We start from the raw sequence: 22,978 nt of genomic DNA on the forward strand, positions 1-22,978 counted from the left end.
GGCTAGTACAGAGCAGTTTAAGCACATGAGCAAAAAACTACATATCAAAACTTGGGGCTGTCAGATGAACGAATACGATTCATCAAAAATGGCAGATCTGTTGGACTCAACTCATGGCTATAGCCTGACTGAGGAGCCAAGCGAGGCAGACGTATTACTTCTTAATACCTGTTCGATTCGTGAAAAAGCACAAGAGAAAGTATTTCACCAGTTGGGCCGCTGGAAAACGTTAAAAGACAAAAACCCCGGCCTGGTGATTGGTGTTGGCGGCTGTGTTGCATCCCAAGAAGGCGACGCAATCCGCGAGCGGGCCAAATTTGTAGATATCGTGTTTGGCCCACAAACCTTGCATCGCCTTCCAGAGATGATCAAAAAAGTTCAATCAGGCGACGACGCAGTTGTTGACGTTTCGTTCCCTGAAATTGAAAAATTCGACAGCCTACCAGAACCAAAAGCCGAAGGCGCCAGCGCGTTTGTTTCGATCATGGAAGGTTGCTCTAAATACTGTACGTTCTGTGTAGTACCTTACACCCGTGGTGAAGAAGTCAGCCGCCCTCTTGATGATGTGTTATACGAAATAGCGCAACTGGCAGAACAAGGCGTGCGTGAAGTTAACTTGCTAGGGCAAAACGTTAACGCGTATCGCGGTGCCACTTTTGATGACGACATTTGTAGTTTTGCGCAATTATTACGCTACGTGGCAACCATAGATGGCATAGATCGTATTCGCTTTACGACTAGCCATCCGATTGAATTTACCGATGACATTGTCGACGTTTATACCGATACGCCTGAGTTAGTAAGCTTTTTACACTTACCAGTGCAAAGCGGCGCCGACCGCATCTTAAACCTAATGAAGCGCGGCCACACCGCGATAGAGTTTAAATCTATCATTCGCAAATTACGTAAAGCGCGCCCTGATATTTGCATCAGCTCCGACTTCATCATTGGCTTCCCTGGTGAAACCCAAGATGATTTCGAACAAACCATGAAGCTGATTGCGGATGTAAACTTCGATCACAGCTTTAGTTTTGTATACAGCGCCCGCCCTGGTACGCCTGCAGCAGATTTGCCTGACGACGTGTCAGAAGATGAGAAAAAGCAGCGTTTATACATACTGCAAGAGCGCATTAACCAGCAAGCGATGCAGGTTAGCCGTAATATGCTTAACACGACCCAACGCATTTTGGTCGAAGGCCCATCGAAAAAGAATCCAATGGAGCTGCGCGGACGTACTGAAAACAACAGGGTTGTGAACTTCGTAGGGCCACATACATTGGCGGGTAAATTTGCCGATGTTAAGATTGTTGATGTTTACCCTAATTCATTACGCGGTGAGTTTATTCGTGGTGAAGACGAAATGAACTTACGTGCCGATGTCAGCCCGTCTGATATCATTAAAAAGAACCCAAATTACACCGACGAACTTGGTGTGGGTTCATATACGCCACAATAGAGAGACGATATTGAGCAACACATTAGAGAAGCTGGCCTTTGATTTAGAGCCAGCTGACGGCCAGAGGTTAGCCAACCTCTGCGGCCCGTTTGATGACAACATCAAACAAATCGAACGCCGTTTAGGCGTTGAGATCATCTATCGCAATCACGCCTTTCAAGTGGTTGGCAAAGCCATCAATGCCAACGCGGCTCGTGCTATCTTAAAAGACTTATACATTGAAACGGCGCCGGTCAAAGGCAAAGTGAACGATATTCTGCCCGACCAAGTTCACCTTGCCATTCAAGGCTGCAAGCTGCTAGAGCAAGCAGAGTCGCATAAAGATTACGTGCAAGATATCAATATTAAAACCAAACGGGGCGTGATTAAGCCTCGTGGTGAGAACCAATCAAGCTACGTTGCCAACATCCTTAACAGTGACATTAGCTTTGGTATTGGCCCTGCGGGTACGGGGAAAACCTATTTGGCCGTTGCCTGCGCCGTAGATGCCTTAGAGCGCCAAGAAATACGACGTATCTTACTGACTCGCCCAGCGGTTGAAGCGGGTGAAAAACTCGGCTTTTTACCGGGCGATTTGTCGCAAAAGGTAGATCCTTACTTGCGCCCCCTATATGACGCACTATTTGAAATGCTTGGATTTGAGAAAGTAGAACGTTTAATTGAGCGTAACGTCATTGAAATAGCACCGCTGGCCTACATGCGTGGCCGCACCTTGAACGATGCGTTTGTTATCTTGGATGAGAGCCAAAATACCACGGTAGAACAGATGAAAATGTTCCTAACCCGGATCGGCTTTAACTCCAAAGCTGTGATTACAGGCGATATTACTCAAATCGACTTACCTCGTCACACCAAGTCGGGTCTGCGCCATGCGATAGAAGTCTTGCCGAATGTTGACGATATCAGCTTCAGTTTTTTCCAAGCTCAAGACGTCGTCAGACACCCTGTTGTAGCCCGTATTGTGCAAGCATATGAAGCTTTTGAACATAAAGAACAAACCAAGCAAGCCGCTGAACAACGTGCGCGTTTAGCCGCCAAAGAGGACGCAGCCAGTGGCGATAACGCTTGATTTGCAAATAGCCAGCGAGAGTGAGCAAAACTTGCCCTCGCCTCAAGCTATGGAGCAATGGTTAACAGCTTGTATTAAACAAGATGAGGCTGAGCTCACCGTGCGTATTGTTGACGCAACAGAAAGCCAAGCCCTTAATCGTGATTACCGCGGCAAAGACAAACCTACCAATGTATTGTCTTTTCCATTTGAAGCACCACCAGGCATTGAGCTACCTTTATTGGGTGACCTTGTCGTGTGTAAGTCAGTGGTAGAACAAGAAGCGAAACAACAAGATAAAACCTTAACCGCACATTGGGCTCACATGCTTGTGCATGGGTGTCTGCATCTGTTAGGTTATGATCATATCGAAGATGATGAAGCTAATATTATGGAATCATTAGAAACTGAGATATTGTTATCTCTGGGCTTTAATGACCCGTATATTGCTGAAAAGGAAACTGAGTAAAAAATGAGCGACGATATTCCCCAACCTAGCGGCTCTGTAAAGAACCGCTGGCTTAATCGATTAAGCCAACTTTTTCAGGCAGAGCCGAAAAATCAGGAAGAACTAGTCGAAGTCATCCAAGACGCTAATGACAGAGATTTAATCGATCACAACACCAAAGAAATGATCGAAGGCGTACTGGATGTATCAAAAATGCGGGTGAGAGACATCATGATCCCTCGCTCACAAATGGTCACAATAGAAAAAAGTCAAAGCGTTGAGTCTTTTTTACCCATTGTGATTGAGTCTGCTCACTCTCGCTTTCCGGTTATCAATGAGGACAAAGACCACATTGAAGGCATCATGTTGGCAAAAGATCTCATCAGTTATGGCTTTGCCAAAAAAACCGATGATTTCTCTTTAGCCAGCATTTTGCGCCCTGCGGTGGTGGTGCCAGAAAGTAAACGCTTGGATAAACTGTTAAAAGAGTTTCGCTCTGAACGTTATCACATGGCCATCGTGGTAGATGAATACGGCGGCGTATCCGGTTTGGTCACCATTGAAGATATTCTTGAGCTTATCGTCGGCGAAATTGAAGATGAAACTGATACCGATGACGAAAGCCAAGAAGATATACGCCAAATCAGCAAGCGTCATTACTCGGTACGCGCGCTGACGCCGATTGATGATTTTAACCAAGCGTTTGAAGTAAACTTTGAAGACGAAGACCAAGATACCATCGGCGGTTTAGTGATGCACGCCTTTGGACACTTGCCCAGCCGAGGCGAAAGCATTGAAATAAATGGCTTTACCTTTAAAGTGGTCAGTGCAGATAAACGCCGCTTGATTCAATTACAAGTGAAGATGCCAGACACCATCAATCGCGAAGAAATAACGGCGGAAGAATAACGTTTAATGGCCATTTCGATGGCCATTTTTTATGGGAAGAACAGTTTTGTTGATTGCATCCACGTGGCGTAAAGCCTTGCTCGCCTTTGTCTTAGGCGGCGTAACTCATTTTGCATTTGCCCCTTACTCGCTTTGGCCTTTGGCCTTACTGACCCTCACAGGGTTATTCCTATTACTCAATAAACTCGGCCCCAAAGCCGCTGCTGGCGTCGGGTTTAGTTATGGCTTCGGTTTATTTGCCTTTGGTATTAGTTGGATCCAAGTGAGCATGGCACAGTTTGGAGGTATGCCAACTGCGGTTAACTGGCTACTGATGGGGCTACTGTCGGCTTATCTTGCGCTCTTTTTTGCGCTCACAACTTATACCGCAGCACGTCTTAATCTTGCAGGGCCTTGGCAGCAATTATTACTTTTACCCGCTTGCTGGCTGCTATTTGATTGGGCCAGAGGCCATATAATGACAGGCTTCCCTTGGCTTTGGATGGGTTACAGCCAAATAGACTCGCCACTTTCCGGGTATGCCCCTATTTTCGGAGTCCAAGGGGTAACTCTTGCCTGTTTATTAATTGCAGGCTCGATCACTTGGGCTTGGCAAAGTAAAACCTATATTATGCCCTTGCTGGTATGCGTAGCCGTATTTGGCCTTGGCGCGGGCCTCAATACAATGACTTTTACCCAGCCCCAACCCACTCAAAAAGTGGCGCTGGTACAAGGTAATATTGAGCAAAAAATCAAATGGGAAGATGAGCATTTATGGCCATCGATTTTTAAATACTATGACTTAAGCCAAGCGGTCAAAGACGTTGATATCGTGATTTGGCCAGAGTCTGCGATTGCGGCTTTTGAATTCCAAGTCGAAGCCTTTTTGCAAAAATTCGATAACACCCTTAAACAGCAAAATACCGCGCTGATTACTGGTGTCATTAACTATGACCGCAGTGAGAAACGTTACTACAACACTTTAATTGGCATTGGTGCGATTGAAATCGACAAAACCGAGGTTTCAGAAAATCAGAGTAACCAAAGCTCGCCCTATTTCCTTGGTCATGACAACCGCTACTTTAAGCATCACTTGCTACCTATTGGCGAGTTTGTGCCATTTGAAACTATCCTAAGGCCCCTTGCGCCTTATTTTAACTTGCCGATGTCATCCTTTAATCGGGGCGACTACGTGCAGCCGAACATGACGGCAAAAGGGCAAACTTTAGCGCCGGCGATCTGCTATGAAATAGCCTATTCTGAGCAGCTCAGAAAAAATATAGGCTCGGATACCAGTATGATCTTAACCGTCAGTAACGACGCTTGGTTTGGCACCTCAATCGGCCCTCATCAACACTTGGAAATAGCGCAAATGCGGGCGTTGGAATTTGGTAAACCCGTTTTACGTGCCACCAATACCGGTGTGACGGCATTTATTGATCAACAAGGCCAGCTTGCTGCCGTGGCGCCGCAATTTGAAGATATCGCACTGACCCACCAAGTCACGCCCATGTTAGGTCAAACGCCCTATAATCGTTTCGGCTCATGGCCTTTGATTTTCTGGGTCATCGGCGTGTTGATGTTTACCTTAATCATTCGCCGTAAAAAGGCCGCGATTTGAACCATCAAATTGGCGGATAAACCAGCTGAAAGTAGGCTAGTTATTGTTGCTAGCCCCTTGCTGCTGTATCCTGTATGCCATTGATCTGGGCGCGATCTAAAATGCGTTCAAAAAATTCTTAATTTAACCCTATATGTGCGGACAAAAAACATATGCAAGAGCAATACAATCCCAAGGAAATAGAAACCAGTATTCAACAGCAGTGGGACACTGACAGCAGTTTCAAAGTTGAAGTCGATGAAAGCAAAGAAAAGTTCTATTGCCTCTCTATGTTCCCCTACCCTAGCGGTCGCTTGCATATAGGTCACGTACGTAACTATACCTTAGGCGATGTAGTATCTCGCTATCAGCGCATGCAAGGTAAAAATGTCCTTCAACCTATGGGTTGGGATGCATTTGGTTTACCCGCTGAAAATGCAGCCATTAAAAACAATACTGCGCCAGCCAAGTGGACTTACGAAAACATTGAATACATGAAGGCACAGCTAAAACAGCTGGGTTTTGGTTATGACTGGGATCGTGAATTAGCTACTTGCCGACCTGAGTATTACCGCTGGGAGCAGTGGTTTTTCACTAAGCTTTACGAAAAAGGCTTGGTATACAAAAAAATGTCGACCGTCAACTGGGACCCAGTCGATCAAACCGTATTGGCCAATGAGCAAGTCATTGATGGCCGCGGCTGGCGCTCAGGTGCGTTAGTTGAGCAAAAAGAAATTCCACAGTGGTTTATCAAAATCACTGACTACGCCCAAGAGCTATTGGATGACCTGGACCAACTTGATGAGTGGCCTGAGCAAGTTAAGACCATGCAACGTAACTGGATTGGTCGCTCTGAAGGCGTTGAAATGACCTTTGGTCTGGTAGGACGTGACGATACCTTTGATATCTACACGACTCGTCCAGACACATTAATGGGCGTTACTTACGTCGGTATTGCCGCGCAGCATCCTTTGGCTTTAGAGGCTGCGGAATCAAATCCAGCGCTGGCTGCATTTATTGAAGAGTGTAAAAACACCAAAGTGGCTGAAGCAGACATGGCCACTATGGATAAAAAAGGGGTCGATACAGGCCTTAAAGCTATCCACCCGCTAACCGGTGAAGAAGTGCCTGTGTTTGCAGCTAACTTTGTCTTGATGGGTTACGGCTCAGGCGCGGTTATGGCGGTACCCGCTCATGACCAACGTGACTACGAGTTTGCCGCGCAATATGGCTTAGACGTGAAAGCGGTTATCAAACCTGTAGACGGCGAATCAGATATTTCAGAGCAAGCCTACACCGAGCGCGGCGTATTGTTTAACTCTGGCGAATTTGATGGCTTAGATTTTCAAGGCGCGGTTGATGCCATCGCCAGCAAGCTAGAAGGCTTAGGCAAAGGCAAAAAAACCATTAACTACCGCCTTCGTGATTGGGGCGTTTCACGCCAGCGTTACTGGGGCACGCCTATCCCGATGATCAATCTAGAAAATGGCGATGTAGTACCAGTACCTGAAGATCAGCTGCCAGTAAAATTGCCTGAAGACGTGGTCATGGATGGTGTCACCTCGCCAATTAAATCCGATCCTGAGTGGGCTAAAACCACTTACCAAGGGCAAGACGCGTTCCATGAAACGGATACGTTTGACACCTTTATGGAGTCAAGCTGGTATTACGCGCGTTACTGTTGTTCGAACAACGAAGAGATGATGCTCGACCCGAAAGAAGCGAACTATTGGCTACCAGTAGATCAATACATTGGCGGCATCGAACACGCTATCTTGCACTTGTTATATTCTCGCTTTTTCCACAAGCTGCTTCGAGACGCAGGCTTAGTAGAGTCTGATGAACCATTCAAAAAACTGCTGACTCAAGGCATGGTACTTGCCGACGCGTTTTATTTCGAAGATGACAAAGGCGGCAAAATCTGGGTATCGCCACTTGATGTCAAAGTTACTCGTGATGAAAAAGGTCGTATTTCCGAAGCTGTCACTCATGACGGCCAAGCCGTTATTTACGCCGGCATGAGCAAAATGTCGAAATCAAAAAATAACGGCATTGATCCACAAGTCATGGTAGATAAATATGGCGCGGATACGGTGCGATTATTCATGATGTTTGCGGCGCCTGCTGAGCAAACCCTTGAATGGCAAGATTCGGCTGTTGAAGGCTCATTACGCTTCCTTAAACGTGTATGGAAGTTAGCTCAAGAACATGTATCACAAGGCTCTGCAGGTGAACTAGACGTTGCATCTTTGACGCCTAAACAAAAAGAGTTACGCCGCGAGCTTCACAAAACCATCGATAAAGTGTCAGATGATATTGGTCGTCGCCAAACCTTTAACACTGCGATTGCAGCGGTCATGGAATTGATGAACAAGCTTACCAAAGCGCCGCAAAAAGAAGCGCAAGATCGCGCCTTGATGCAAGAAGCGTTGGAAGCCATCACTCGCCTATTAGCGCCTATTACACCGCACATTTGTGCGCGTATCTGGCAAGAGTTGGGTCATGCTGGCAATGTTGAAGCTGCGGATTGGCCTCATGCCGATAAAGCGGCTATGGTTGAAGACTCAAAACTAATCATAGTACAGGTTAATGGTAAGTTAAGAGCCAAGCTAACGGTTGCGGCAGATGCGCAGCAAGCGGAAGTAGAAGCGCTCGCCCTGGGTGATGAGCAAGTCAGTAAGCACACTGAAGGCAAAACCGTGCGTAAAGTGATTTACGTACCGGGTAAGCTTCTTAACATCGTTGCTAACTAATTACCTGTCATTAAGACTCCAACCAGACCTTAAAGGTGAAGGCTGAATGCAGCAACTGAAAAAGGCCAGTTTAATACTGGCCACCTTATTGTTATTAAGTGCCTGTGGCTTTAAGCCAAAAGGGTATGTGACCAATGGCGGTGACATAGATAAGGTTTATCTGCAAACTGCAGATCCTTATGGTCCACTGACGAAGGAGATCGAGCGTCAACTCAGGTATGCAAAAATCGAGTTTATCGCCGACTTACCTGACGCAGAGGCAGTTATTGCACAAGACATCGTAAAACTGGTGGTCAGTGGTGAACGTCAAACTAGCCGAGTGATCTCTTTGTATGACAATGCCTCTACCGCGGAAAATGAGATCAGTTACTCGGTCAGCTATCAAATTTTAAGGCCAGAGCAATCGCCGCTGGCGTTTGACATCAATATAGTGCGTGACTCATTAGAGAACCCACAACAAGCGTTGGCATCTTCCCGTGAAGATGAAATGATTCTCCGTGAATTGCAGCGCGAAGCGGCATACCGCATCGTGCGCCAACTTACCACCCTAGAGTTGGAAAGCAGCCAGTAAATGCGGGTTTACCCAGACCACCTTGGTAAACACTTAAACCAGCCTGCCAATCAGGCTGGTTTAAATTACTTTTTAATCTTCGGTGATGAACCCCTGATTCGCCAAGAAAGCCAGCAACAAGTGATGGCGTTTTGTCGCCAACAGGGCTTTGATGAACACCACGGCTTTGTGCACGAAGCCAACTTTAATTGGGACCAAGTCTTCGACTGTGCCAATGCCATGTCTTTATTTGCCAGTCGTCAAATCATCAGTATTCAGATAGATAAAACTGATAAAACCATTACCGACGCTTTACTGCAACTGGCCCAGCTAAATAACCCAGATACCATCATCATAGTGCATGGTAATAAACTCAGCATGCAGCAAATGAAAGCCAAATGGTTTGTCGCGATGGATAAGCACGGCTTGTATGTCCCTTGCCAACATCCGGATGCTAAGTTTTTTCCGGTATGGATGTCAAAGCGGTTGCAAGCGGCGCAGCTAAGTTGCCGTCAAGACGTGACACAATTTATGTGCCGGCAGTTTGAAGGCAATTTACTGGCCGCCTCGCAGGAAATTGAAAAGCTGAGTTTACAATTCAAACAGCAAACTCTGACGTTAGCACAAGTGGAAGCCAACATAACGGGACATACTCACTTTGGTATTTTCCAGTGGCTAGATACCTTATTCGCGGGCAAAAACAATCGCGCAGAGCGTATGTTACAGCAGCTAAAAAGTGAAGGTACCGAACTTATCTTGCTGAGCGGCACTTTAAACAGCGAGGTAAAAAAACTGCTCACTTACCGCTATCAATATCAAGCGGGGGAACCACTGAGCGTAATTTTCAAAAAAGCCAAACTGTGGCAATCTAAGCAAGCATTGATAAGCCAAGTACTAAACCGTCTCTCGGTTGCCCAGTTAGAACAAATTTATGCCCAGTGTGGCCAACTCGACCGGGCAATTAAAACTCAATACGGCCAAGACAACTGGCCATTATTACAATTAATATGCGTATTATTTCAAGGTCAACACAGCCCTATTCAACCTGTGTTTGAGCCCATTCACTTATAAGAGTCACTCATTACTTATGCGCCAAGCTCAGTCCATCATCGCTTTTTTAGGTGGCACCTTTGACCCGATCCACTTTGGCCATTTACGCCTAGCTACTGAGGTGCAGCAAGCACTTGACGCTCAGGTAATGCTGCTGCCAAACCAAACACCGCCCCATAAAGCGCAGCAACAGGTGAGCTTTGCGCACCGTTGTAACATGGTAGAATTGGCGATTGCTGCTCATCCTGAGTTAACCTTAAGTACGCTAGAAGCACAATTACCACAACCAAACTACAGCGTGCAGACTTTGCAGCATTTACGTCAACACCAGCCTCAGGCGGCCATTGTTTTTGTCATTGGCATGGATTCACTGCTCAACATTCAAAGTTGGCACCGATGGCAAGAATTACTGGCGTATTGTCATTTATTAGTGTGCCGTCGACCGGGCTGCAATACCGACTACCCTGCGCCTTTAGCGCAATTTTTGGCGCAGCACGAAAGCACTGATATTGAGCCATTACTGCGTACGCGCAATGGCCGTATTTTCTTTTTGGAAAGTACCGAACTCGAAATCAGCTCCAGCCACATTCGGCAGCAAATAATACAAGGGCAAAGCCCACGTTACCTCTTGCCTGATAACGTGATCGAGTATATAAAGCAAAATAAACTATATCTTAATCTCGAAGCTTAATACCCTGTATGCTTCGTGCTAGAATAACCCGCTTAAACAACAGGTGAGGAAAAGACCTTTGCAAGCAGATGAATTACGCAGCTTTGCGATCGATAAAATAGAAGACATGAAAGGCCGTGATTTGGTGGTTTTGGATGTTTCAAGCAAATCCAATATGACAGATTACTTGATCGTGTGTTCAGGTAACTCCAAGCGCCATGTTATTTCAATCGCTGAAAATGTAGCCCTAGAAGCGAAACGTGCGGGTAAAAAGCCCCTTGGCATTGAGGGTAATGATACCGGTGAATGGGTGTTGGTCGACCTAGGCGACGTGATCGTGCACGTTATGCAAGATGAAACACGGGATTTCTACCAATTAGAGAAACTGTGGAGTGAAGAAGTTTAATGAAAATCCAGCTGTTGGCGGTGGGCTGTAAAATGCCCGATTGGGTAGAGCGTGGTTATCAAGAATATGCGCGCCGTTTTCCCCATGACATGCCTCTTGAGCTGGTTGAAATTGCCGCGGGAAAGCGCGGTAAAAATGCCGACATTAAACGTATTCTTCATAAAGAAGGTGAGTTAACCCTTGCCGCGATCCCTAAAGGCAACCGCATTGTGACTTTGGAAGTGACCGGACGGCCTTGGGACACGCCACAACTGGCTAAACAGCTCGATAAGTGGAAGCTTGATGGCCGTGATGTCAGCTTACTGATTGGCGGCCCAGAAGGCTTGGCCCCTTCATGCATTCAAGCCTCTGAGCAAAAATGGTCGTTGTCAGCCTTAACCTTGCCTCACCCTTTAGTACGTGTGATAGTGGCCGAGTCTTTATACCGAGCTTGGAGCGTCACGGCTAATCACCCTTACCACAGAGAGTAATCATGGCAAAACCCAGTATCGCCATGCGAGACCACAGCGCGGAATCACGATTGTTTGCCCGCCGTGTTGTGGTCAGTTTATTTATCGTCGTGTCGTTATTGGCTGTGCTGCTATACAACTTGCATTATCTTCAAGTTGAATCGTTTCAAATTTACAAAACCCGCTCTAACGACAACCGAATCAACGTGTTACCCGTGGCACCAAACCGCGGCCTTATTTATGATCGAAATGGCGTGTTACTGGCCGAAAATCGTCCTGTATTTAGCTTAGAGCTGGCCACTGAAAAGATTGATAACCTAGACGACACCGTCATTGAGTTGGCCAATTTATTGAGCCTAGATCAAAACCGAATAGACAATTTCTACAAACAAAAAAAACGCCAACGCCGTTTTAAGCCCGTTGCACTGGTGCCTCGCCTTACTCAAGAGCAAGCTGCATTATTTAGCGTCAACCAGCACAAGTACCAAGGCGTAACTATTGAAGCCAGGCTAAAACGATTTTATCCATTCGGCGATACCCTCACTCACACCTTAGGTTATGTGGCCAAAATCAATAGTCGCGACGTAGAGCGCCTTGCTAAACAAGATAAAACGGCAGAATACGCCGCAACCCATGACATCGGCAAGCAAGGAATAGAGCGCTTCTACGAAGATATGCTGCACGGTAAACCAGGCTACCAAGAAGTAGAAGTCAACAACCGCGGTAAAATCATTCGCACTCTTAAATTTGTGCCGCCAGAGCCTGGCAAAGACATCTATCTCAACTTGGACATTCGTTTACAAATTAAAGCGCAAAAGCTGTTAGATGGACGCCGCGGTTCAGTGGTCATGCTTGACGCCAAAGATGGCGGAGTACTGGCGATGATCTCAAGCCCGAGTTATGACCCCAACTTATTCGTTCATGGCATCAGCAGTAAAGAATACAACAAGCTGTTACAGTCAAAAAGCAGACCATTGATCAACCGGGCGACACAAGGACGCTACCCTCCCGCGTCAACCATCAAACCGCAAATGGCGTTACTTGGCCTGAATGAAGGTGCTATCACACCGCAAAAGAAAATATGGGACCCAGGTTGGTGGCAAATTCCAAACACCAGCAAACGCTTTCGCGACTGGAAGCGCTGGGGCCATGGTTGGGTCGACGTTTACCATGCCATTGAACAAAGTTGTGATACCTACTTTTACGAAATGGCTTACCAAGTCGGCATCGATAAAATCAGTGACTTCATGAGTAAATTTGGATTTGGTGATTACAGTGGCATTGATATTTCAGAAGAAACTGCTGCCATCATGCCCTCACGAGGTTGGAAGCGCGCGCGGTTCAATCAACCTTGGTACCAAGGTGACACTATCTCCATTGGTATCGGCCAAGGTTACTGGACTTCAACGCCGGTACAATTAGCACAAGCCACCGCGATTTTAGCTCGTCGCGGTGACATCATAGTGCCAAGGTTATTGAAATCGATTCGTTCAGACTCTGGCTTTTTAGACGTGCCGCCCGATCGTAAAGCGCCCATTAAACTTAAAAATGAAGCCGACTGGCAAGTCGCCCTTGACGGCATGTATGGCGTGATCAACAAGCAAACCGGTACCGCGCGTAAGGCTTTTAAAGATACTCGTTACGTGGCAGCGGGCAAATCTGGCACGGCTCAAGTCATTAATATGAAAGAAGACGAAGAGTACGATCCTGAAAAAATTGCCGAACATCACAGGGATAACGCCATGTTTGTGGCTTATGCTCCGTTTGAGAAGCCGGAAGTGATCACTTCTATCGTGGTAGAAAATGCCGGCGGCGGTAGCTCCCACGCCGCGCCAGTGGCAAGAGCCATGTTCGACAAATATTTTGATGACAAGTTTTTACTGCATGACGCTGCAGCGCCTTTGCAATTAAGCCAAGAACAACTGGATATCATGCCACCTCACCCTGATTCAGCCGAGGAATAATGGAACGTAAACACGAAAACAGCATCTGGTACAAGCTGCATATCGACTTGCCTTTACTGCTTGGCTTGCTGGCCCTTATGGTATTGAGCTTAGTTGTACTTTATTCTGCCGGAGGCCAAGACACGGGCTTGCTGATACGTCAGGTCATTCGTTTGGGCCTTGCCCTTGTGGTGATGTTTGTGTTGGCACAAATATCGCCCAACTTCTATGAACGCTGGGCTTTGCCTATTTTCCTTGTCGGCTGCGGGCTATTAGTGGCCGTGCTTTTGGTCGGGCACGTGGGTAAAGGAGCGCAGCGCTGGCTCAACCTCGGATTTTTCATGTTTCAGCCGTCAGAAATTATGAAGCTGGCCATGCCGCTGATGGTAGCCGCTTACCTAGGTAACAAAAGCTTGCCTCCGAGTATGAAGCATACTTTTATCGCTTTTATCATCATTTTGACGCCAACGTTAATGATCGCCAAACAGCCCGATCTCGGTACCTCTCTATTGGTTTCTGCTTCGGGTATTTTTGCCATTTTTCTGGCCGGTGTAAGCTGGAAATTGATCACGTTTGCCATCGCATCCGGTTGCGCCTTTGCCCCGGTATTGTGGTTTTTCTTGATGCATGATTACCAGCGGCAACGAGTGCTGACATTTCTCAACCCAGAAACTGACCCACTGGGCTCGGGCTACCACATCATTCAATCAAAAATTGCGATTGGTTCAGGTGGCTTATTTGGTAAGGGTTGGATGCAAGGTACCCAATCGCAGCTCGATTTTTTACCCGAGCGACATACTGACTTCATCTTCGCGGTATTATCTGAAGAATTTGGTCTAATTGGCATTGCCTTGCTCTTTATGATTTACCTATTTGTGATAAGCCGAGGCTTGTTGATTGCCAGTAAAGGTCAAAGTGCCTTTAGCCGTTTAGTTGCTGGCAGCATCACCTTGACTTTCTTTGTCTATGTTTTTGTTAACATCGGCATGGTCAGCGGCTTATTACCCGTAGTCGGCGTGCCTTTACCCTTGATAAGTTATGGCGGTACCTCTATGGTGACCTTGATGGCAGGGTTTGGCATTTTGATGTCAATTCACACTCATAAACGCTTGTTATCGAATTAGCACCCACAAGCAACGAGAGTGAGGAAAATAGGGGATATTCTCCCGATTTACCCACTGTCACTTTTTTACTTTCGCTGTTTTCATGGATGAAACATTAAGCGTATATAAAACAGACACCAAAGCAGTAAATGGTGTCTATAGTTAATGCACTTAACGGCCTCGCACTATGACTAGGCCGATGTTGATTAGGCAATAAAGTTTCATGTTAAAAGCGATTTCATATCCAATAGCAGCGGTTTTAATAGCCGCCAGTTTATTAACCGCCTGTAGCCAAAATGCCACAGACTCAAGCGCAACAGACAACAAAGCCGACACATCGACGGTGCCATCAAGCTCTCGTTACAGCATTAGCCAAGACCATGCTCCCACTCAAATCCCAGACTTATCAACCGTGGAAGAGCCTGAGCCTCGTTATGAGCCATATTCGGCAAAAGGCAATAAGTCTTACACGGTGCGAGGCCAGCGTTATCACGTTTGGAAAGATAAAGCAGCATACAAAGAAGTCGGCCACGCCTCATGGTATGGCAATAAGTTTCATGGTCATCTGACCTCTAACGGGGAAAGGTATGACATGTATTCGATGAGCGCAGCTCATAAAAACTTGCCTTTACCTAGCTATGTCAAAGTGACCAACCTTGCCAACCAGAAATCGGTCATCGTGCGAGTCAACGACAGAGGTCCCTTCCACGGCGGCCGTATAATTGACTTGTCTTACGCCGCTGCAGACAAAATAGGCATGGTCCACAGTGGCACCGCTAAGGTGGAAGTGGAACTGATAAACCCTAACTATAACAAAGCCAATCCCCAGCAGGCCTTACTGCCCGCCAACGAATACTTGATTCAAGTGGTTGCAGGCAGTAACAAAGCCAAGCTGGAAACCCTTGCCAAACAACTTGAACAAACCTACCAAGTGCCCACCGTGATTGTTGCGGACAAAGCCATTTATCGCTTAAGAATTGGCCCTTTAACTGACCAACCGAAAACATTTCAGTTATTTAATCAGTTAAAAGCGGGCGCTTACCCGTCTGCGTTTGTCATCACGCAGGCAATAACGCCGCAGTCTTAACCCGTATACGTTGAGCCAAATAATTACTCGGCTGTAAGATTAATGCTTACTAACTTGAATAAAAAATTGAACGCTGGCCTGTGTTTATGGTCTGTTTTCTAGGTAACGATGTGGCGAGATTTAAAGCAACGAAAGTGAATTAAGCTTCATTTTGTTATCGCCAGCAGGCCTTATTTGCAATATAAAGCGCTGGCATATTTCGTTTCTAAACAAAATAGATATAATGAAACCTCAGTAAATGCTAGCAAAACCAGCATTTATGCTGGTTCACGTTAGCTTTCACCCAATTAAGAGATAATGATTTTGATGTCAAAACTGCTAAGCAAATCTTTACTGGTCTGTGTATTTCTCAGCTTTAGCGTCAGCGCTGCCCCTAAAGTAATTCCTAATTCCCCAGTGATTGCCGCTAATGGCTACCTATTGATGGATTTCGATTCAGGTAAGATCCTCACAGGCAAAAATGAAGACGTGCCGATCCCGCCTGCTAGTTTGACCAAAATGATGACCAGCTATGTGATAGGTCAAGAGGTCAACGCCGGTAATATCTCTCTCGATGACCAAGTGGTTATCAGTGAAAATGCGTGGGCAAAAAATTTCCCTGACTCATCGAAGATGTTCATTGAAGTCGGTAAAACCGTCTCAGTAGCAGATCTTAACCGCGGCATTATCATTCAATCAGGTAACGATGCATGTGTGGCAATGGCAGAGCACATAGCCGGTAGCGAAGACGCTTTTGCAGATTTAATGAACTCGTGGGCAAAACAGTTAGGCATGAACAATACTCACTTTGTCAACAGCCACGGCTTACACTCAAGTGACCACAACACCTCGCCACGCGACATGGCAATCTTAGCTTCGGCGATGATCAGAGACGTGCCAGAAGAGTACGCCATCTACAAAGAAAAATCGTTCACTTACAATAACATTACTCAATACAACCGTAACTCTTTGCTATGGGATAAAAGCCTCAACGTTGACGGTATTAAAACCGGTCATACCAGTGACGCTGGATACAGCTTAGTATCTTCAGCAACCAAAGACGGCATGCGACTAATTGCAGTGGTCATGGGGACCAATAGCGAGCAGGCCCGTAAAGCGGAGAGCAAAAAATTACTTAACTGGGGTTTTCGCTTTTTTGAAACGCTTACACCATATAACGCCGGCGACAAGCTTGCCTCTGAGCGGATTTGGATGGGAGACGTAGAGTTTGTTGATTTAGGCGTACAAGAAAGCACGCCTATCACTATTCCTCGTGGCGCAGCGAAAAACCTAAAAGCTAACTTTGTGCTTGAAACGGAGTTAGAAGCACCGCTTGCTAAAGGCGCGGTGGTCGGCAAGGTATTTTATGAAGTAGATGGCGAACAACTGGCTGAGTTTCCTTTGGTTACCTTAAATGAAGTGAACGAAGGCAGTTGGTTTAGCCGCCTCATGGACTACTTCCAATTGTTGATTAAGCGCTGGATTGGTTAATCCGACTTCCCTTAAACATTACTTTTGTCATAAAAAGCCTCATGATCATGGGGCTTTTTTTTGCCTTGGATTTATTTCGAAAGGCCAAATTTGCGATATACCTCTCGCTTCAGCTAAGGTAAAATGCCCCCTTGCGCAATCAGTAACAAGAAGTGATATGACATGGCTTTAAATACCAAATTTGATGAATACCTTGATTTTCCTTGTGATTTTCCATTTAAGGTACTTGGCTTAGCCGATGAGAGACTGCCAGATTTAGTCGTCGCCGTCGTGCAAGAGCACGCTCCTGGCGATTACACGCCTACTATCAAGCCTAGCAGTAAAGGCAATTATCACTCTGTTTCAATTCGCGTCACGGTCACCAGCAAAGAACATATTGAAACCCTTTACACTGCACTTGGCGACATTGATATCGTAAAAGGCGTGTTATAAAGGTGCAAGGCAACAGCAGTATAGTGCAGCACTTGCTCGTCAAGCAATGGCCACAAACCGACTATGAAAGCGTGTGGCAGGCCATGCAGGCTTTCACCGACAATCGAACAGAAACTAGCCTTGACGAGTTTTGGCTGGTGCAGCATCCTCCAGTTTTCACCCAAGGTAGCGCGGGTAAAGCTGAGCATGTTTTAGTGCCAGGCGACATACCTGTGGTTGCTTCCGATCGTGGTGGTCAAGTGACTTACCACGGTCCAGGACAACAAGTCCTGTACGTGCTTGTCAATATTAAGCGCAAAGCATTTGGGGTACGCGATTTAGTCACCTTCATCGAGCAAGCCATCATCTCTGTACTAGGGCAGTACCAAATAGAGGCCTACGCCAAGCCTGATGCACCAGGGGTGTATGTTGACGGAAAAAAAATCGCCTCGTTAGGTCTTAGGATCCGTAAGGGCTGCTCATTTCATGGCTTGGCCCTGAATATTGATATGGATTTGGCGCCGTTTCTGCGCATTAATCCTTGTGGTTACGCCGGTCTTGAAATGACCCAAGTCACCGACCTTGCCGACCACGCAGACAGTGAAGATATTGCAAAACAATTGGTTTTAGCCTTAAGCCAATCGTTAAGTTACACAAATATAGAATGGACAACGCCATAACATGAGTAAAGTTTCTAAACCGCAAGCAGGTGTGAAGTTAAGAGATGCTGACAAGGTTTCGCTGATCCCGGTTAAAGTCGTGCCATCTGAAAAAGCCACCATGCTGAAAAAGCCTGACTGGATGAAGATTAAGCTGCCAAGCTCCAGCGCCCGCATCCAAGAGATTAAAGATGCCATGCGTAAAAACAACTTGCACTCAGTGTGTGAGGAAGCTTCTTGCCCTAACTTGTCAGAATGTTTCAACCATGGCACGGCAACCTTTATGATCTTAGGCGCAATTTGTACCCGCCGTTGCCCCTTCTGTGATGTAGCCCATGGCCGGCCATTAACGCCCGACGCCGCAGAGCCGAAAAAACTGGCGCAAACCATCAAAGACATGAAGCTTAAATACGTGGTGATCACTTCCGTTGACCGTGACGATCTTAGAGATGGCGGCGCGCAACACTTTGCTGATTGTATTCGTGAGATCCGCCTGTTGAACCCGGGAATTAAAATAGAAATTCTGGTGCCCGACTTCAAAGGCCGCATGGATAAAGCACTAGAAATTTTAAAAGATACGCCGCCAGACGTGTTCAACCATAACTTAGAAACGGCACCGCGTTTATACAAGAAAGTACGCCCAGGTGCAGACTATAAATGGTCACTGACTTTATTACAGAAATTTAAAGCCATGCATCCAAACGTGCCGACCAAATCTGGCTTGATGATGGGCCTAGGTGAAAGCAATGACGAAATTGCTGAAGTCATTCGCGACCTAAGTGAGCATGGTGTAACCATGTTAACGCTAGGACAATACCTGCAGCCAAGTCGTAACCATTTAGCGGTTGAACGATACGTACCGCCTGCTGAGTTTGATGAGCTTGGCGACATCGCCAAACAAGTGGGCTTTACCCACGCGGCCTGTGGGCCATTTGTGCGCTCTTCTTACCACGCCGATTTGCAAGCTCAAGGTAAAGAAATCACCTAGTAAATATCGTTAGCAAATCAGCGTTCTAAGTTGATTTGCTAACCCTCGCCGCCGCCATCACCTGCGCAAATAACACTGTCATCAACGTCAACGCTACAGTCCCGAATATGCCGATAGCCTGTAGGGTTGTTGAAAAAAGTCGTCGCTAGCCAAACAACGGCAAACACGGTGACAAAAATGCCTAAAGCCAAGACTGAGCTCCAAAGTAATAAGCTAAGGCCAGTAAATGCCAGTAAACAGGCGCCAACTCGTTGCAATAATACCACTCAACACCTCCATCTTTGCGTGCTTAGTATGTAATCGGCAAGGTCTTTCATTTATGAAAGCAATACAACTCTTGATAACTATTTTAGATATAACACTAAGCGAACAAAAAATAAAGACATAATATGTCTAAAATAAAAAAGCCTGCACTCGGCAGGCTTAACAAGATCAAAGTAAGATGTTCCTTAAAAGGTCACTAAGTCATCTCGGTGAATAGCTACAGAGCCGTAAGCATAACCCAGCGTGGCTTCTATTTGATCCGAATGTAATCCTTTGATGGCTTGTATTTCAGCACTGGAATAGCGAGTGATGCCGCGGGCAATGACTCTGCTATTGCTGTCTTGCACTAAGATCACCTCGCCCCGTGAGAACTCTCCGTATACATGGCTGATCCCTTTAGGCAACAAGCTGCTGCTTTTTTCCACAACAGCACGCTGGGCGCCTTCGTCGATGGCGATTTGCCCTGCAGGAGGTGGACCGGCTAAGATCCACTGCTTACGGTGTTCTAACGGTGTTTTCTTCGATAAGAATCGAGTGCCTATGGCCTCGCCTTCTACGACTCGTTTAATCACTAAGTCTTCTTGCCCCGCAGCAATTACAACTTCAATACCCGCTCGCGTGGCAATATCCGCAGCTTGTAATTTTGTAGCCATGCCACCTGTGCCTAAACCTGAAATACTGTCGCCGGCAAGGGCTTTTATTTCATCGGTAATTTCTGACACTTGAGATATCAGTTTCGCATCAGGATTATTTCGAGGGTCTGCAGTAAACAAACCGGATTGGTCCGTCAGTAGCAACAATAAGTTGGCTTCGCCTAAAATCGCCGCCAAGGCAGATAAGTTATCGTTATCACCCACTTTGATTTCTGAGGTAGCCACCGCGTCATTTTCGTTAACGATAGGAATAATACGGTGCTTTAGCAGCGCACGCATGGTGTCGCGTGCGTTTAAAAAACGCTCTCTGTCGTCTAAATCAGCTCGCGTCAGCAGCATTTGACCTACGTGTAAGTCATAGATATTAAATAGGTTTTCCCAAGTTAACAGTAACTGACTCTGACCTACAGCGGCTAACATTTGCTTGTTCGCGACGGTTGTCGCCAAATTGGGGATGGCTAAGTGCTCACGACCTGCCGCAACGGCGCCAGATGTTACGATAATGACTTGATGGCCGGCTTTATGCAGCGCAGCACACTGTCTGACCAACTCCACCATGTGTGCACGGTCTAGCTTTGACGTTCCAGCCGTTAATACGCTGGTACCCAATTTTACAACAATTGTTTGTTTCGACATGATTACGACAATAAGGCCGTGTGGCCGCTAATAAAGATGACGTAATAATAACAAGTTTATGCAACTGAAACATCCATATAATGGCTGATATCAGCTGCATAACGTAACGGCAACACACAAACGAGCGGTTTGAGTGATAAAGTAGGAGAAGAAGTAAAGACTTACGCGGCAGACAGAACTAGTTCGCTGTCTAAATTCGCAGCAGGGCTCACTTTTAATTCAAACGTAGACTCAACCAAACCGGTAATTTTCTCATAAAATACATGCAGCGAACGCGTGGTTTCTGCTTGATGCTTTTTAGGAATGGCCTTCACTTCCCATTCACCTGCTTGGTTATAAAAACCGTATTGGTAGTGGTAATGAAAACCGTCTTCGGTTTTAGTTAACATTAACCACCAGCCATAAAACTCGCGCTGCTCAGGCTCAGCTTTTGTGCTGGCACAAACAGCAAGACAATCAAAGAAGAACTGCTCATCATTGCTTTGATCAATGCGAAAGTAAGGGCCGATATCGGTGAATTTTTTTCTCAATCTACCTCGGGGTGGAAAAACGCTTTCTGACATATGATCTCGTCTCCATGACATAAGTGTCCTATACAAATATCGTATTATTTCATTAGGTGCAACTTTAACCACTCAGCAGCCTGATCCAGCGCCCGATAATAAGAAGTAAAAATGGGTGGTTTATCAATTATGATGGTTTCACCGCTAAAACTGCCGTTGGCCACTTTACGAATATCAGACTCTGGACAAATCACATCTTGCTTGTGACCTATGCTCAAAATAGGGACCTTGGTTTTACTGCGCCCCAACAAACCTTGCATCGACAAAGAGTAAATTTTGCAAAATTGGTACATCACAGCTTTATCATCACTGCGAATTTCCATGCGGCTGGCAATGGCGTCCAGTAACATTTGCGGTAACAAACGAAACCTTTTTTCGTCAATAAACACTTGGTCGACCGCGCCGCCTAAACTGACCGCGGCTTTGATGCTAAAAGGTTCAAGGTAAGCTAAACGAGTTACCAAATTGGCTCCCAAACGTCCTCCAAGTAGCGCTACTCTGTCATGATCTATCCAAGGGACCTTTTTCAAATGCTGCACCACAGCTTGCATTACCTTAGTGCTGTCTTGGTCTAAACGGTAATGGCTGGCATAACCGCCGCCAGGTATGTCCACCGTCAACATTGCCATGCCAGCAGGCTCTAGGTGCTTTTCAAACAAGGTGTAGTACTCTAATTGCATCACATCAACGCTGCCACATACGACCACCACAGGTGACACTTCTTCGATTTGCGCCAAGTGTAAGTAACACTGAATCGTTTTCCCTTGAAACGGCACTTCAATGACTTTTAGTGGGCACTTAAGCAACTTGCCCGCTTCGCGATAACACACGTTCGCCAGCGCCTGCGCTTGCACTGCCAGCTCATCCCCTTTTAAATGAGGATAACCTGAAATCGCGTAGTACTGAGAGGCAAGATAAAACGCTTTACGGGCTGCGGTAAAATCTTCTTGTTCAAGGGCGGCTTTCGCCTCATGGTGAAGCTTAGCCGCAGGCTGCATCCATTCATATACCCAGTTGCCGGGTTTGTAGTCGCTTACGGTATCCAGTAAAGCATCGTTCGAGCGTTGTTGGGTTGAAATCGCAATTTTAGCCAGGGTTGATTCTACCAAGATAGGATCAGCCCCCTGCCAAGCCCATTGCGCCCGCCTTAATAAACGATACCAGCCAGGGGTATTATCGTTATCCATTAACTCACCCACAGCCGCGCCCGCGTCGCCGCTGTGACCGTTCACTACACACGAGGTTTCAGGGTAATTAAATTGGGGTTTAAACAATACTTCGGATAAATTTTCTTGAGCCATAGCGCCGCATTCAATGTCTTCAGATGACTAAAAGTATACCCGCATAATGGCACTTATTCAGGCGAGTATGCATATCTAATGATCTAAATCAGCTCGCACACTGGCCATTTCTTACTCAAAACACAGCAAGTGATTAAATATTCAACGCTTTAATTCATCAATAAAAATAGGGACTTGGTTTAGATTCAACCATAAAGAAGTATTTGATGAATTACGCCCGTTTTCTTCAGTCTCATATTTTTGAAATATACGACAAAATTTCAAAACATGAGGGAGCATATGCAGCACACCAAGATTATCAATTTCGATCTAAATCCCCAGTTTGGCCTGGTGTGGGTCGACTTATTGAACAAACGAAAGAAACGAACATTCACAGTACAATGCTTCACCCAAGATATGGCGATTGAAAAGCAAAACTGTGGTCACAATGAAGGGTTATGCGGCGACGTCAATGAAGCAGCATTTAACTACTACGGTGAAGGTAAGTGTATGGAAGTTTTATTTACGCAAGCCCAGAAGGCCGGCATAACCGTCGCCTAGCAAAGCATAAAAAAGGCGCTGAAGTCAGCGCCTTTTTACCCG

General features: G+C 46.2%; 23 protein-coding genes. 19 read left to right on the forward strand and 4 right to left on the reverse strand.

Going from position 1 to position 22,978, the window contains the following annotated elements; genetic code table 11:
- The first annotated feature begins 25 nt into the window (after positions 1-25).
- The 18 genes from miaB (at position 26) to lipA (ending at position 18,979) form a co-directional block, all read left to right on the forward strand.
- Positions 26-1,456, forward strand: coding sequence for a tRNA (N6-isopentenyl adenosine(37)-C2)-methylthiotransferase MiaB (gene miaB, locus D1Z90_RS00365; RefSeq protein WP_119908772.1), 1,431 nt, complete (start codon positions 26-28; stop codon positions 1,454-1,456).
- Positions 1,457-1,466: 10 nt separating this feature from the next.
- Positions 1,467-2,525 carry a PhoH family protein gene (locus D1Z90_RS00370; RefSeq protein ID WP_232525170.1) on the forward strand — a complete coding sequence of 353 codons (1,059 nt, stop codon included), beginning with the start codon at positions 1,467-1,469 and terminating at the stop codon, positions 2,523-2,525.
- The gene (gene ybeY / locus D1Z90_RS00375) at positions 2,509-2,973 is read left to right on the forward strand and encodes an rRNA maturation RNase YbeY (protein WP_119908774.1); all 465 of its coding nucleotides are present in this window, start codon (positions 2,509-2,511) and stop codon (positions 2,971-2,973) included. Before D1Z90_RS00370 ends, ybeY begins: the two co-directional genes overlap by 17 nt.
- 3 nt (positions 2,974-2,976) lie before the next feature.
- Positions 2,977-3,861, forward strand: a complete 885-nt coding sequence (gene corC, locus D1Z90_RS00380; RefSeq protein ID WP_119908775.1) for a CNNM family magnesium/cobalt transport protein CorC — start codon at positions 2,977-2,979, stop codon at positions 3,859-3,861.
- A gap of 31 nt (positions 3,862-3,892) precedes the next feature.
- Positions 3,893-5,461: an apolipoprotein N-acyltransferase gene (gene lnt / locus D1Z90_RS00385; RefSeq protein ID WP_119908776.1), complete on the forward strand. Its 1,569-nt coding sequence runs from the start codon at positions 3,893-3,895 to the stop codon at positions 5,459-5,461.
- A 152-nt stretch (positions 5,462-5,613) separates the two neighbouring features.
- Positions 5,614-8,193 carry a leucine--tRNA ligase gene (gene leuS, locus D1Z90_RS00390; RefSeq protein WP_119908777.1) on the forward strand — a complete coding sequence of 860 codons (2,580 nt, stop codon included), beginning with the start codon at positions 5,614-5,616 and terminating at the stop codon, positions 8,191-8,193.
- Between the two features lie 46 nt (positions 8,194-8,239).
- The gene (locus tag D1Z90_RS00395) at positions 8,240-8,764 is read left to right on the forward strand and encodes an LPS-assembly lipoprotein LptE (protein ID WP_119908778.1); all 525 of its coding nucleotides are present in this window, start codon (positions 8,240-8,242) and stop codon (positions 8,762-8,764) included.
- Positions 8,765-9,814, forward strand: a complete 1,050-nt coding sequence (holA, locus tag D1Z90_RS00400) for a DNA polymerase III subunit delta (RefSeq protein WP_119908779.1) — start codon at positions 8,765-8,767, stop codon at positions 9,812-9,814.
- Positions 9,815-9,830: 16 nt separating this feature from the next.
- The gene (gene nadD / locus D1Z90_RS00405) at positions 9,831-10,484 is read left to right on the forward strand and encodes a nicotinate-nucleotide adenylyltransferase (RefSeq protein WP_119908780.1); all 654 of its coding nucleotides are present in this window, start codon (positions 9,831-9,833) and stop codon (positions 10,482-10,484) included.
- Positions 10,485-10,542: 58 nt separating this feature from the next.
- Positions 10,543-10,869 (forward strand): ribosome silencing factor, encoded by a 327-nt coding sequence (gene rsfS, locus D1Z90_RS00410; RefSeq protein ID WP_119908781.1) that lies wholly within the window; start codon positions 10,543-10,545, stop codon positions 10,867-10,869.
- The gene (rlmH, locus tag D1Z90_RS00415) at positions 10,869-11,339 is read left to right on the forward strand and encodes a 23S rRNA (pseudouridine(1915)-N(3))-methyltransferase RlmH (protein ID WP_119908782.1); all 471 of its coding nucleotides are present in this window, start codon (positions 10,869-10,871) and stop codon (positions 11,337-11,339) included. The genes rsfS and rlmH overlap by 1 nt, the downstream gene beginning before the upstream one ends.
- Positions 11,340-11,341: 2 nt before the next feature.
- Positions 11,342-13,282 carry a penicillin-binding protein 2 gene (mrdA, locus tag D1Z90_RS00420; RefSeq protein WP_119908783.1) on the forward strand — a complete coding sequence of 647 codons (1,941 nt, stop codon included), beginning with the start codon at positions 11,342-11,344 and terminating at the stop codon, positions 13,280-13,282.
- Positions 13,279-14,385 (forward strand): rod shape-determining protein RodA, encoded by a 1,107-nt coding sequence (gene rodA / locus D1Z90_RS00425; RefSeq protein ID WP_198419025.1) that lies wholly within the window; start codon positions 13,279-13,281, stop codon positions 14,383-14,385. Before mrdA ends, rodA begins: the two co-directional genes overlap by 4 nt.
- A gap of 202 nt (positions 14,386-14,587) precedes the next feature.
- Positions 14,588-15,451: a septal ring lytic transglycosylase RlpA family protein gene (locus tag D1Z90_RS21890; protein ID WP_119908785.1), complete on the forward strand. Its 864-nt coding sequence runs from the start codon at positions 14,588-14,590 to the stop codon at positions 15,449-15,451.
- Positions 15,452-15,748: 297 nt separating this feature from the next.
- On the forward strand, positions 15,749-16,921 hold the full coding sequence (locus tag D1Z90_RS00435; RefSeq protein WP_438941729.1) for a serine hydrolase: 1,173 nt from the start codon (positions 15,749-15,751) through the stop codon (positions 16,919-16,921).
- A gap of 162 nt (positions 16,922-17,083) precedes the next feature.
- On the forward strand, positions 17,084-17,353 hold the full coding sequence (gene ybeD, locus D1Z90_RS00440) for a DUF493 family protein YbeD (RefSeq protein WP_119908786.1): 270 nt from the start codon (positions 17,084-17,086) through the stop codon (positions 17,351-17,353).
- A gap of 20 nt (positions 17,354-17,373) precedes the next feature.
- Positions 17,374-18,012, forward strand: a complete 639-nt coding sequence (gene lipB, locus D1Z90_RS00445; RefSeq protein ID WP_119909181.1) for a lipoyl(octanoyl) transferase LipB — start codon at positions 17,374-17,376, stop codon at positions 18,010-18,012.
- Position 18,013: 1 nt separating this feature from the next.
- Positions 18,014-18,979: a lipoyl synthase gene (gene lipA / locus D1Z90_RS00450; RefSeq protein WP_119908787.1), complete on the forward strand. Its 966-nt coding sequence runs from the start codon at positions 18,014-18,016 to the stop codon at positions 18,977-18,979.
- A gap of 38 nt (positions 18,980-19,017) precedes the next feature.
- Here lipA and D1Z90_RS00455 read toward each other — a convergent pair whose 3' ends face one another.
- From D1Z90_RS00455 to frsA, 4 genes are all read right to left on the reverse strand, one after another.
- Complete coding sequence (locus tag D1Z90_RS00455; RefSeq protein ID WP_119908788.1) at positions 19,018-19,245, reverse strand: hypothetical protein; 228 nt, start codon at positions 19,243-19,245, stop codon at positions 19,018-19,020.
- Positions 19,246-19,428: 183 nt separating this feature from the next.
- A complete protein-coding gene (gene proB, locus D1Z90_RS00460; RefSeq protein WP_119908789.1) occupies positions 19,429-20,532 on the reverse strand; it encodes a glutamate 5-kinase in 1,104 nt (367 codons plus the stop codon).
- A gap of 161 nt (positions 20,533-20,693) precedes the next feature.
- Entirely contained in the window at positions 20,694-21,095 is a 402-nt protein-coding gene (gene crl / locus D1Z90_RS00465; protein WP_158587019.1) for a sigma factor-binding protein Crl, read from the reverse strand.
- A 44-nt stretch (positions 21,096-21,139) separates the two neighbouring features.
- The gene (gene frsA, locus D1Z90_RS00470) at positions 21,140-22,396 is read right to left on the reverse strand and encodes an esterase FrsA (RefSeq protein ID WP_119908791.1); all 1,257 of its coding nucleotides are present in this window, start codon (positions 22,394-22,396) and stop codon (positions 21,140-21,142) included.
- A gap of 279 nt (positions 22,397-22,675) precedes the next feature.
- Between frsA and D1Z90_RS00475 the strand changes: the two genes are divergently transcribed.
- Positions 22,676-22,936: a hypothetical protein gene (locus D1Z90_RS00475; protein ID WP_119908792.1), complete on the forward strand. Its 261-nt coding sequence runs from the start codon at positions 22,676-22,678 to the stop codon at positions 22,934-22,936.
- Positions 22,937-22,978: the final 42 nt, after the last annotated feature.

Source organism: Motilimonas pumila (assembly GCF_003596335.1).
Classification (GTDB): Bacteria; Pseudomonadota; Gammaproteobacteria; order Enterobacterales; family CBDFNC01; genus Motilimonas; species Motilimonas pumila.

Bases quoted from the DNA above. Each gene is read 5' to 3' on its own strand.
- frsA (WP_119908791.1), bottom strand. From the start codon at position 22,396: ATGGCTCAAGAAAATTTATCCGAAGTATTGTTTAAACCCCAATTTAAT.
- ybeD (WP_119908786.1), top strand. From the start codon at position 17,084: ATGGCTTTAAATACCAAATTTGATGAATACCTTGATTTTCCTTGTGAT.
- proB (WP_119908789.1), bottom strand. From the start codon at position 20,532: ATGTCGAAACAAACAATTGTTGTAAAATTGGGTACCAGCGTATTAACG.
- lnt (WP_119908776.1), top strand. From the start codon at position 3,893: ATGGGAAGAACAGTTTTGTTGATTGCATCCACGTGGCGTAAAGCCTTG.
- D1Z90_RS00395 (WP_119908778.1), top strand. From the start codon at position 8,240: ATGCAGCAACTGAAAAAGGCCAGTTTAATACTGGCCACCTTATTGTTA.
- D1Z90_RS00435 (WP_438941729.1), top strand. From the start codon at position 15,749: ATGATTTTGATGTCAAAACTGCTAAGCAAATCTTTACTGGTCTGTGTA.
- miaB (WP_119908772.1), top strand. From the start codon at position 26: ATGAGCAAAAAACTACATATCAAAACTTGGGGCTGTCAGATGAACGAA.
- mrdA (WP_119908783.1), top strand. From the start codon at position 11,342: ATGGCAAAACCCAGTATCGCCATGCGAGACCACAGCGCGGAATCACGA.
- lipA (WP_119908787.1), top strand. From the start codon at position 18,014: ATGAGTAAAGTTTCTAAACCGCAAGCAGGTGTGAAGTTAAGAGATGCT.
- holA (WP_119908779.1), top strand. From the start codon at position 8,765: ATGCGGGTTTACCCAGACCACCTTGGTAAACACTTAAACCAGCCTGCC.
- corC (WP_119908775.1), top strand. From the start codon at position 2,977: ATGAGCGACGATATTCCCCAACCTAGCGGCTCTGTAAAGAACCGCTGG.
- rlmH (WP_119908782.1), top strand. From the start codon at position 10,869: ATGAAAATCCAGCTGTTGGCGGTGGGCTGTAAAATGCCCGATTGGGTA.
- D1Z90_RS21890 (WP_119908785.1), top strand. From the start codon at position 14,588: ATGTTAAAAGCGATTTCATATCCAATAGCAGCGGTTTTAATAGCCGCC.
- leuS (WP_119908777.1), top strand. From the start codon at position 5,614: ATGCAAGAGCAATACAATCCCAAGGAAATAGAAACCAGTATTCAACAG.
- nadD (WP_119908780.1), top strand. From the start codon at position 9,831: ATGCGCCAAGCTCAGTCCATCATCGCTTTTTTAGGTGGCACCTTTGAC.
- crl (WP_158587019.1), bottom strand. From the start codon at position 21,095: ATGTCAGAAAGCGTTTTTCCACCCCGAGGTAGATTGAGAAAAAAATTC.
- D1Z90_RS00475 (WP_119908792.1), top strand. From the start codon at position 22,676: ATGCAGCACACCAAGATTATCAATTTCGATCTAAATCCCCAGTTTGGC.